We start from the raw sequence: 3,628 nt of genomic DNA on the forward strand, positions 1-3,628 counted from the left end.
GAGAGCAAGCTCTCCATCCGTTCGCTCGACTTGCATGTATTAGGCACGCCGCCAGCGTTCGTCCTGAGCCAGGATCAAACTCTCCGAAAAAGTTTGAATAAGACTCAAATTCATTGACGTTGACGCTTCGTTTTGTTTAGTTTTCAAGGATCAATCACTTTTTAACAGCGACCTTTATAATATATAACATTCATTTTGTTGTGTCAACAACTTTTTTATTGTTTTTTGTCGTATTTCGTTTTGTTGCGACGACGTTAATAATATCACCATGTTTATATTCTGTCAACACTATAAATTAATATTTTTTATATTTTTAGATATCACCCTTCTTCTTCAATACAAAACTATGTTGCTAATAAATATTTCAAATAAAAAATAGCTTTTTTCTTTAGATAGTTGTACAGTATTGTTGCACTTTTTCCTTTATAAAGTTTCTTAATCTTAATAATTCATTTTTTTCAAAAGTATACTCCTTCTTTTCGTTTGTATATCCATCGAGCACTTTTCCGATTGTTGAATGATATTCTTGCGGAAGATGCAATAATCCCCATTCCCCCGCTTCTTTTTTAGAGGAGATTACTCCTTCTTTTAAATACCAATAAACTCTTAGGAAATTTAACGTACAGTAAATAGGATTTCTTTCTACATTCTTTAAACAATCTTGAAAATCACTCATTATAGAAGAAATATAATGAGAACGCGGAACCAAAGGAAATACTTCTTTTATCGGTTTTCCTTCAACACATATCCCACGATGATAAGTTACAGTTATATGAGCCGCTAAATCATTGTCTTTGATCTTTTCTTGGATGAATACCCTTTTTGTAAGTTCATTATTGTAGCGTTCTCGCCAATCCTCACTATAATGAAAGTCGAAAGAACTTGGATGCTCCCAATTTTGCAATTGGTTCTCATTCAAAAAACTTACTTCAATAGGGTATGGATGAGTAGAGTAGTTTAAAAATAGTTGTACCAATCTTCGTTTTCTTTCTACTGTTAATGGCCTTTTTGTAACCACTAATAAATCAATGTCACTTTTATTAGGATTAAATCCTCCCATAGCCAATGATCCGTGAATATAGAAACCAATCATATCTTCCTTGACGATATGTTTTGTTTCTTTTAATATCCAAGCAACAAATTGCCATACATGTTTATAAGAGGTAGTAAGATGATTATCCATATTTTATCCACCTTTAATTGAACTAACAGTTATTAGTTAATTCTTTTCATTATAATCAAATCCTTTCTAGCTACATCATTTTTTACAGTTCCCGGACAAACACCGTAATGTTTCGGACTTTTTCCAACAATTCACGGATACAATTTTAAATCGCACTACTTTGTCGATATTTTCTACTGGACCTCGGACAATTTCATCTTCTTTCAAGACACTTTTACCACGATTTCGAACAAATTCCACTCAAGCGCAAACAATAGCTTCTCCGATTATAAAACATATCCTTTTTCGAACAACCCCTAAAAACAAATATAACCGACCCCAATTATGGAGCCGGTTTATTTATTACTTACGAATTTGAACAATACCTTCTTCTTTTAATGCGACTTTTCCTTCTTTTTCAATGGAAATGTATTCTCCGTCTTGGAGGTTGGTGAAAACAATCGGTGTAACCGTTGATGTTGCATGTTCTTTAATATATTCAAGATCAGCTTTTAACAACGGTTGACCTGCTTCTACTTCGTCCCCTTCATTGACGAGCGTTTCAAAACCTTCCCCTTTCAAATTAACAGTATCAATACCAAAGTGAATGAGAATTTCACGACCACCTTCCGTTATGAGACCTAAAGCATGTTTAGTCGGGAACACGTTGACAACTTTACCTTTCGCAGGCGCTACAACGATTCCTTCTTCCGGTAAGATCGCAAAACCATCGCCCATCATTTTTTCTGAAAATACTTGGTCAGGGACTTCTGTAATCGGCATCACGCGACCAGCAATTGGGGCGATATACGTTTCTTGATTAAATGAAGTCACTTCAGTTGTCGTAGCAACTTCTTCAACCTCATTTGACATCGGAGTTGGTGATTTCCCTTGCATAATCTCTTTCATTTGATGACGTAAATGTTCAGATTTCGGACCGAAGATAGCTTGAATATTGTTACCAACTTCAAGGACTCCAGATGCTCCTAGTTTTTTCAGACGGTTTTTGTCGACATTTTTAATATCTTTTACGGATACACGTAAGCGCGTAATACATGCATCCAAGTGTTCGATGTTTTCTTTTCCACCCATCGCTTGTAGCACATCGTATGCCAAATCGGAAGATACGGATTGCGCTTCTTCTTGTGTTTCTTCTTCACGACCAGGTGTCATTAAGTTGAATTTACGAATCGCAAAACGGAAACCAAAATAGTAAATGACACTAAAGACAAGACCTACAGGAATTACAAGCCACCAATTCGTTTGCGGGTTAATAACACCGAAAAGAATATAGTCAATGAGTCCGCCAGAGAAGGTCATTCCGATTTTTACATTTAACAAATGCATGGTCATGAATGATAATCCAGCAAAAATCGTATGTACCGCAAATAATAGCGGTGCAACGAATAAGAATGAAAACTCAATTGGTTCGGTAATACCTGTTAAGAAAGAGGTTAATCCCGCTGATGCCATAATTCCAGCAACGACTTTTTTACGTTCCGGACGTGCTTCATGATAAATCGCTAAAGCAGCTGCAGGTAATCCGAACATCATAAACGGGAATTTACCCGTCATAAACGTTCCTGCTGTTAATTGTTGAACACCGTCATTAATTTGTTCCATGAAAATACGCTGATCCCCGCGAATTAATTCGCCTGCTGCATTCGTGTATGTTCCAAACTCAAACCAGAACGGCGCATAGAAGATGTGATGAAGACCGAACGGAATTAACGCACGCTCAATAACTCCGAATACAAACGCAGATAACGTTAAGTTCGCATGAATCATATTTTCCGAAAACGTGTTTAACGCTCCTTGAATCGGCGGCCATATGATGGTCATCGCAAATCCTAACACTAATGCCGATGCTGCAGTGATAATTGGTACGAAACGCTTTCCAGCAAAAAATCCTAAGTAAGATGGTAGTTCAATATTATAAAATTTGTTATACATATAGGAAGCTAATAAACCAACAATGATACCACCGAATACGCCAGTTTGTAACGTTGGGATTCCTAAAACGTTCGCGTATTCAAAATTTCCTTCTAAATCACTTGCTTCAATACCAAGAACAACGCTCATCGTCACGTTCATGATTAAAAATCCGACAATGGCTGCAAGACCGGCCACCCCTTCACCAGAGGCTAGTCCAATCGCCACTCCAACAGCAAAGAGCAATGGTAAGTTACTAAAAATAATTAACCCTGCTTCCTTCATTAACGAAGCGATATGCTCAACCACTTCGTTTTCTAATGACGGAATGAGCTCTAATAAGGTTGGGTTTTGTAATGCCGCACCGAGAGCTAATAAAATACCCGCTGCCGGTAGAATCGCAACCGGAAGCATAAGCGCTTTCCCAACTTTTTGAAGCGTACCAAACGCTCGTTTAAACATGGCTCTCTGTCAATTGTGGTGGTGCAAATATTTCCAATACTCTCTCTTTGGAAGGAATGTAGGTTAACCTAC

The 3,628-nt window shown here is 37.3% G+C and carries 2 protein-coding genes and 1 rRNA gene; all 3 read right to left on the reverse strand.

Annotation, left to right across the window (positions count from 1 at the left end):
- Nucleotides 1-90 (reverse strand): 16S ribosomal RNA (locus ABES52_RS16630); the annotation flags it as partial.
- A gap of 298 nt (nt 91-388) precedes the next feature.
- Nucleotides 389-1,183 (reverse strand): aminoglycoside adenylyltransferase domain-containing protein, encoded by a 795-nt coding sequence (locus tag ABES52_RS16635; RefSeq protein WP_429652435.1) that lies wholly within the window; start codon nt 1,181-1,183, stop codon nt 389-391.
- 342 nt (nt 1,184-1,525) lie between these two features.
- Nucleotides 1,526-3,556 (reverse strand): glucose-specific PTS transporter subunit IIBC, encoded by a 2,031-nt coding sequence (gene ptsG, locus ABES52_RS16640; protein ID WP_429652436.1) that lies wholly within the window; start codon nt 3,554-3,556, stop codon nt 1,526-1,528.
- Nucleotides 3,557-3,628: the final 72 nt, after the last annotated feature.

Origin of the sequence: Aeribacillus pallidus, assembly GCF_050478865.1 — a bacterium.
Classification (GTDB): Bacteria; Bacillota; Bacilli; order Bacillales; family JACDOC01; genus JACDOC01.

Coding starts and splice junctions, on each gene's coding strand:
- ABES52_RS16635 (WP_429652435.1), bottom strand. CDS start 1,183: ATGGATAATCATCTTACTACCTCTTATAAACATGTATGGCAATTTGTT.
- ptsG (WP_429652436.1), bottom strand. CDS start 3,556: ATGTTTAAACGAGCGTTTGGTACGCTTCAAAAAGTTGGGAAAGCGCTT.